At 70.4% G+C, this 6,551-nt stretch carries 8 protein-coding genes; 6 read left to right on the forward strand and 2 right to left on the reverse strand.

The window, feature by feature from the left end; all coding sequences use genetic code 11:
• Window positions 1-489 precede the first annotated feature (489 nt).
• Window positions 490-1,512 (forward strand): S66 peptidase family protein, encoded by a 1,023-nt coding sequence (locus ACWC9T_RS40065; RefSeq protein ID WP_449825970.1) that lies wholly within the window; start codon window positions 490-492, stop codon window positions 1,510-1,512.
• Between the two features lie 110 nt (window positions 1,513-1,622).
• Here ACWC9T_RS40065 and ACWC9T_RS40070 read toward each other — a convergent pair whose 3' ends face one another.
• Window positions 1,623-1,793: a hypothetical protein gene (locus ACWC9T_RS40070; protein ID WP_449825971.1), complete on the reverse strand. Its 171-nt coding sequence runs from the start codon at window positions 1,791-1,793 to the stop codon at window positions 1,623-1,625.
• A gap of 372 nt (window positions 1,794-2,165) precedes the next feature.
• On the reverse strand, window positions 2,166-2,381 hold the full coding sequence (locus ACWC9T_RS40075; protein ID WP_449825972.1) for a hypothetical protein: 216 nt from the start codon (window positions 2,379-2,381) through the stop codon (window positions 2,166-2,168).
• A 451-nt stretch (window positions 2,382-2,832) separates the two neighbouring features.
• Between ACWC9T_RS40075 and ACWC9T_RS40080 the strand changes: the two genes are divergently transcribed.
• The 5 genes from ACWC9T_RS40080 (at window position 2,833) to ACWC9T_RS40100 (ending at window position 6,358) form a co-directional block, all read left to right on the forward strand.
• The gene (locus tag ACWC9T_RS40080) at window positions 2,833-3,177 is read left to right on the forward strand and encodes a hypothetical protein (RefSeq protein WP_449825973.1); all 345 of its coding nucleotides are present in this window, start codon (window positions 2,833-2,835) and stop codon (window positions 3,175-3,177) included.
• A 119-nt stretch (window positions 3,178-3,296) separates the two neighbouring features.
• The gene (locus ACWC9T_RS40085) at window positions 3,297-3,722 is read left to right on the forward strand and encodes a hypothetical protein (protein ID WP_449825974.1); all 426 of its coding nucleotides are present in this window, start codon (window positions 3,297-3,299) and stop codon (window positions 3,720-3,722) included.
• Window positions 3,723-3,927: 205 nt separating this feature from the next.
• Window positions 3,928-4,659 (forward strand): hypothetical protein, encoded by a 732-nt coding sequence (locus ACWC9T_RS40090; protein ID WP_449825975.1) that lies wholly within the window; start codon window positions 3,928-3,930, stop codon window positions 4,657-4,659.
• Window positions 4,660-4,711: 52 nt separating this feature from the next.
• Window positions 4,712-5,776: a hypothetical protein gene (locus ACWC9T_RS40095; RefSeq protein ID WP_449825976.1), complete on the forward strand. Its 1,065-nt coding sequence runs from the start codon at window positions 4,712-4,714 to the stop codon at window positions 5,774-5,776.
• A 414-nt stretch (window positions 5,777-6,190) separates the two neighbouring features.
• Window positions 6,191-6,358 carry a hypothetical protein gene (locus ACWC9T_RS40100; RefSeq protein ID WP_449825977.1) on the forward strand — a complete coding sequence of 56 codons (168 nt, stop codon included), beginning with the start codon at window positions 6,191-6,193 and terminating at the stop codon, window positions 6,356-6,358.
• Window positions 6,359-6,551 lie beyond the last annotated feature (193 nt).

The following is a 6,551-nucleotide window of genomic DNA, read 5'->3' on the forward strand; positions in this document are numbered from 1 at the left end:
CAAGCACCGCGCCAAGCACCACGACGTCGGCAAGACCGTGAAACGCGCCGAGTCGATCAAGGAACACCAAGCGCAGCGAGGTTAAACGCCAAGCTCAGGTGTCGCGTATCGGACGGCGGCGGGGTGGCTCCAGGGCGGCTGCTGGCGGCCCTGGGGGCGCTGCTGGGGGCCGAGGGCACGGGCCACGCCGGGGCCGAGGGCGCGCCGGGCGGACGACGGGTCGCTCACAGCCGTTCAATGAGCCTTCGCCATCTTCGATTGTGCTGGTCGGAGGCGCTGGCGTTGCGCTCGGTCGGGGTGGTCGTGCTGGTCGTAGGCAAGAGTCTGCGGTCTTGATCGTCCGTCATCGGCTGACTTCGGTGGGCGCTCACGTAACCCCCGGAGCCAGCTCATGTAGTGGGACCAGTCGGGGGCGTGCAGACCAGGCCTGCCGGACGTTCGGTCGGTAAATGTGTCGCGTGTTGATGCGGGTGTCGGGATACTGCGGCGGTGACCGGTTCTGCACTGCCTCAACTGCTTCGACCTCGTGCCCTGAGGCCCGGAGATCTCGTCGTTATCGCATCGCTGTCCGGTCCGCTCCATGCCGTTTACGAGCGCGACCTCGAGCAGGCGGTGGTTGTGCTCGAGCGGATGGGATTCCGCGTGCGTCGGGCACCGTTACTCGAAGCAGGGCGGCACCACTGGTGGAGCGCGGCCGCGCCGGCGGAGATCGCCGGGGAGTTCAACGCTCTGCTACGTGATCCCGAGGTGCGCGCGATCATTGCGCATGACGGCGGCCAGACAGTACTCGGTTACCTCGACCTGATCGACGTCGAGGCGATCGCGGCCGACCCCAAGCCGATCCTCGGCTACAGCGACATCTCGCTGCTGCATCTGGTGCTCTATGCGCGCACGGGTCTGGTCGGGTTCCATGCCGACTTGGCCACCCCTGGACTCGGCGGGCACTGGCAGGCCGCGCCCGCACCGCGCCAAGCGGAACTCGCGACGCTCTACGCCAAGTTGCTGACCGGTACCGAGGCGATCGGTGCGCTCCCGGCCACCCCGTCCTGGGAGTGCTGGCGTCCCGGTCGCACCGAAGGCCGGCTGATCGGCGGGGTGATCAATCGCATCGTGCTGGCGCAGGCGACGCGTTTTGCGCTGCCGCTCGAATGGTTCGACGGCGCGGTGCTGTTCTGGGAGGAGATGGGTGGCCACGCATCGCATGTGTGGAGCTATCTACAGGTGCTGCGGCACTGCGGCATCCTCGATCGGATCTCCGGCATGGTCGTGGGCATTCCGCGCGAGATCGGCGGGCTCGACTCGCCCGACGCGCCCCCGACCCTGCCCGAGATCGTGCTCGACGTCCTCGGCGACCGTGACATCCCGGTCCTGGGCAACGTCGAGTTCGGACACGCCGGCCCGAATCTGCCGATGCCGGTCGGCATCCGCGTCGCCCTCGATGCGCAGCAGCGGAGTTTGTCGCTGCTCGAACCGGCGGTACGGCCGCTCGTGGCGACCGGACCGGCTGGCTGAGCAGCTCGGATCAGTGAGCCTTCGCCGTCTTCGAAGGTGCTGTCTGGTGTGGCGCTCGGTCGGGGTGCTCGTGCTGGTCGCGGGCGGGAGTCTGGGCTCTTGATCGTCCGTCAGCGGTTGGTTTCGAGGTTGGTCAGGACGAGCAGGGCGCGCAGGAGGGCGGTGGCGCGGCCGGGGTCGGTGCGGAGCTTGGTGAGGATCCGCCAGGCCTTCAGGTTGGCGAAGCCGTGTTCGACGGGGCCCTCCGCTCGCCGCCGAGCGTTTCCGCGATGCTGCGGCATGGTGCTGCGATTGCCCTGCCCTCAGGAGCTACGTGCATTCGGCGCGGCGCCGGGAGCGGCCGGCCGGGCCGGCCCCGGGTCGACGCGGACGGCTTCGCCGGACGCGCAGAAGAACACCGGCCCGCCGCAGGCGCAACCCCGAACCGAACCGACCGACCACCTCTACCAAGACGAAGGACAGAGATTAGGGGTTGTCGGCATTTCCGGCCCGCTCAAAACAGGGTCCGACCTGCGGTGATGCCGCGCCGGGCCGGATGACCATGTGCCCACAAGACCGCTCAGTAGACGCCTCACGAGACACCGACAAGACGCCTGGCAAGACCACTCACAAGACGCGGCGGCGTTGCGGCGCCAGGCTGCCGGCGGTGCGGGTCAGGTCAGCTGCTGGTTCCGGGCGGCGCGGAGCAGGGCGACGGCGTGGGGCGCGTCCGTAGAGAGCCAGGTGTCACCGTCGGTGGCGTCGATGATCAGGCGGCCCTTGATGTAGGTGCCCCAGCCGTCGCCGAGCGCCTCGACCCAGCCCAGCAGTCGGCGGTTCGGGGCGCGGACGGCGAACAGGCCGGGAGCGCTGTTCCAGCCCTCCACCACCAGGTCGCTCCCGTCGATGCTCCAGGAGTCGGTCGAAGCGCCCAGGCCGCGGGCGAGCGGTGAGTGGGCGGTGGGCTCGGCGGCGAGCGCCAGGCGCAGCTGCTTCGGCCTTGATTCCTCGCGCGTCGTTTTCCGTCTCCATGATCGGGAGCGTAGGTGGTCCTTGGAACAGCGAGCGCTCCACTGGCAGCAGCCGCTGCAGTTCGGCCGGGGGTGCGTCGGCGGCCGCGTCGACGGAGGGCTGCCACAGCGGACGGCGGGCGGAAGTCATGATCACAGTCTGCCCGTGGCCCGGGCCCGGCCGGGCCAGTTCACCCGTCATGACGGATCTGACCGCCCTTCCCCGCTTCAAGGACACCGGCAACAGCGAGGACCAGGAGCAGCGGGAGCGGGAGCACGCGGTGAACGAGGTGCTCGCCGAGGCGTCCGAGGCGGGCCGGCGGGCGGCCGGGTGGGTGCGCGAGCTCGCGGCCCGGCAGGCGGAGGATCGGCACCGCCGCGGGCCGCCGACGCGATCGAGCAGGCCGCTGGCCGGGAGGTCGTCCCGGGCGGCGACGGGCGGCTGGCCGAGGAGCTGGCGTACGACCTGGCCGCCGACGTCGTCGTCGGCCGGGTGCACGCTGCAGGGCTGCCGGAGCTGTCGATGGGCGAGCGGATCGCGTTGGCCGCGGTCTGCGCGCTCGCCGCGGCGATGCCCGCCTCGGTGCTCGGCGAGCCGGAGCGCGAGCTGCCCGCCCTGGCCGCCACGATGGACGCCGCCGTGACGGCCGGCCGGACCGCCTGCCCGGCCAGGTGATACACGACCCGTCTCACCGGAGTTTGGTTTGATCGCCTGCCGGATTCCGATGGCAGGCGGTGCCTGTGCTCGAATGCAGCCACACGGGGATCTCCGACCCACGAGGGGGTTACGAGGGCGTGAGCGTCCTGGTGACTGGCCAGACGGTGAAGATCGCGTCGCTCTGCGAGTGCGGCGACATGGCGGTGCGGCAGGTGAACCAGTTCATCGACTTCGGCGAGCTGTGGTGGGATGCCGAGTTCTACTGCGATAGCTGCGGTGCCTATCGGTGCGAGCACTCCGGGCCGGGGGCGGCACCTGACGATGAGTGGCGACAGGCGCTGCTGGCGGCGAACGGACCCACCCGGCTGCGGCTGGCCGAGCCGGTACCCAGCCTTGTCCCGGCGCTGAAGGTCTTCCGTGAGGTCTCGGGCGTGTCGTTGCTCCAGGCCCGAAGGCTCGTCGAAGAGCTGAGCAGCGACAGTGTGGTGGGCACTCTGGCGGAGATGGAGTTCTTGAGGACGCGGCTGCAGCTCCGCGGGCTTCCGGTAGACATCGACAGGTAGCGGGGCCGGTAGACCACCCGATCACACTTCGCTGAGACTGGTCAAACTCCGGTGAGACGGGTCACGGCCGGACCGAACACGGGTGACACAGCCTGTCTGTGAATCGCTCCCGCCCGGGGAAATGGCCGGTCAATGACACAGCCCCTACAGGCATGACACAGGCCGGCGCCGGGTTCGGGCGGCTGCTGGCGGGCAGGGGGAGGGTGTGGGCGAGCGGCGGCACCAGGAGTCGGCCGTCCCGGTCGGCGAGGCCGAGGCGCGGCGGCTGACCAGCGCGCTGCGCGAGTCGGTCGAGCAGGTGCGCACCGCCGTCCTGGTGCTGGCTGAGCGGGTGCGCGCCGCGCACGACGGCCGGGTCTGGATCGCCCTGGGCTACCCGTCGTGGGGCGCGTACGCGGCCGGGGAGCTGGGAGTGTCCCGGTCAACGGCGTACCGGCTGCTGGACCTGGCGGCGGCCGCCGAGGCGATCGAGGACGTCGTCGGCCGCCAGGCCGGGCCGACGCTGTCCCACGACAGCCCCCTGGTGCTGCCAGTGCGGGCGGTGGTCGAGATCCGCGGGCGCCTGGCCGAGCTCGCGGACCTGGTCACCGAGCACCTGACGCAGACCCGCGCCGACGCCGGCGGCCAGCAGCTGGAGCCGGGCCGGATCAGTGCGGCGGTCGCGGCGGCCGTCGCCGAGCTGCGCGAGCGGCCGGACGCCGCGGCCGCCGAGCTGAAGAGCGCGCCGGGCCCAGACGGGTACCCGGTCGAGGCGGGGCGGGCGCTGGTTGCCCGGGGTCGCGCGGATTACCAGGAGGATCTGCTGGCGGGGCGGGTCTTCGGGGACGGTGGTGTCGGTGGCGCGGCGTTGGCGGTCTTCGCCACCGAACGAGCCGTCCGCGCACAGCAGGATCTGGCCGAGGATGCCGGTTCTGTCCGCGTCCTTGCGCAAGGGTGATGGGCGGGCGGCACCATGGGGGCTGACTTCTCTTCTGCAACCGGGGGTTCGGATGAGTGTGGGGGGCGAGCCCGACCTGGCGGCGGCCGTGGTGGCGGCGCTGGTCCAGGCGGCCTCGAGAACAGCCGGAGCGGCGCTCACTGCGTTCGGTCCGGATGTCGAGCGGGTGTGGCAAGGACTGCGGCAGTTGCCGAGATGGGAGGCGGTCGCAGAGCGGCTGGCGGCGGAGCCGTGCAGCGAGGAGGCCCAACGCGACGTGACTGCGGCAGTACGCGAGCTACTCACGATCGACAAGACTCTGGAAGCAGCGCTGGCGGCCCGTTGGCCGGCACCTGAGACAGAGGTACCGGCGCAGGATGGGCCCTTCACGGTAGCGGTCGGCGACCACACCGGCATCGGGACGGGAACGGGCCAGACCGCGGTGGGCAGCCACAACACCGTTGTCGGCAGGGATATGAAGACCACCCACCGGCACGGCGTTGGTGGTGTGCTGGTCACCGTCGTCGTCGCGGCGGCTGTCGTGGCTGGCGTGGGTAGCTACCTCGGCCTCCACAAAGCCCAGCAGTCCGACGGCCCGGGGCTCGGGCGCGGCACCGCGGTGCTCACCGTCGACCAGGTCAAGTCGGTCCTGCCCGATCTGCACGCGGTTCCGACCGGCTGGAGCGTGGCTGATCCCCCGAGTGTGTCTTCCCGCCCGGAATGCCCGCCTGGCGCCCCGACCCCGGACTCCGGGGAGGACTCGTGCGAGGTGAGGACCAGCGGCCTCGTTGTCTTCTCAGCCACTGATGGCGCCGCGGTGCGCGTATCAGTGGTGGCCGGCCCGAGCACCGCCTGGGCCGACACCTGGTACCGACAGTTTCTGAGCGGTCCCGACGTCCCGCCTCACAGCGACATATCCTTCCCCGCTTTGGGGGACGCGTCCGAGGCTGTGAACACCAAGAACGGCACCTTCTTCGTGGCCAAGATCGGCACAACCCTCGTGACGGTCAACTACGAGCCTCTGCACCCGCGGAATGGCTGGGACAGCAGCAAGGTCATACCGATCGCCCGCATGCTCACCGCCCGTTCCCAGCAGGCCCAGAACGGTGAGGCTCCCACAGCCACCACGACCCAATAGGCCTTGGCGGCCCCGTAGCAACGATCGAGCCCGGTACCCGTCCCGCCGATGGTCTACGGCTCGGGGTGGGGCGGGTCCTGGGGAACGACGGCGGCGATCCGTACGGGGCGGCCATGGCGGGGCGAGCGCGTTCTGGTTGGCATCGCCCCGCCACCTCGCCCCGCCCCGGGGTGCCGTGCCGTCGGCCGCACGGGTGTGCGACCTAATTCGTAGATAGCGGCCGGGGGCAGTTGTCCTGGCCGTGTGGTTGCCAGGGTCGTGATGCCTGTCGTCACCCGTATTCGAGAGATGTGGACGGCTCCCGGAAGTGCTGTATCTCGTTCCCGAGCCTGACACGCAGTTGCGGCAGCTCACGGAGGCGATCGCTGATCGTTGGCCTGAGGCTCCGCCGTATGCGGCCGATTCGCCGAGATCGTGCCGCACCTGACCATCGCTCAAGGGCAGGAAGATGCCGTCCTGGAGGAGACCGAGGCCGACCTCGCCGGCAGGCTCCCGTTCACGTCTCACGTCTCGTCGGTTGAACTCATTGTGCACGACGGCGTGAAATGGCAAGAACGGGCGTCGTTCGCACTCGGAGAATGAAGCGGGTCATGAGGCTTGGCTGGTCCGCTGCCCCTTGGGTAGCGGACCGGCAGGGGGTTCCGGTCAGCTGGCGTTAGCGTGACCGGCGCGGACCGGCAACCTGTTGTAGTCACTGCACTCCGGGCAGAACGCGTCGAGGGGCCCCGGGGCCGTGTCGGCTCCGGGGCCCCGAAGGGGACCAACACCATCTACC

The organism is Kitasatospora sp. NPDC001159 (assembly GCF_053598235.1).

Coding starts and splice junctions, on each gene's coding strand:
- ACWC9T_RS40070 (WP_449825971.1), bottom strand. CDS start 1,793: ATGCCGCAGCATCGCGGAAACGCTCGGCGGCGAGCGGAGGGCCCCGTC.
- ACWC9T_RS40095 (WP_449825976.1), top strand. CDS start 4,712: ATGAGTGTGGGGGGCGAGCCCGACCTGGCGGCGGCCGTGGTGGCGGCG.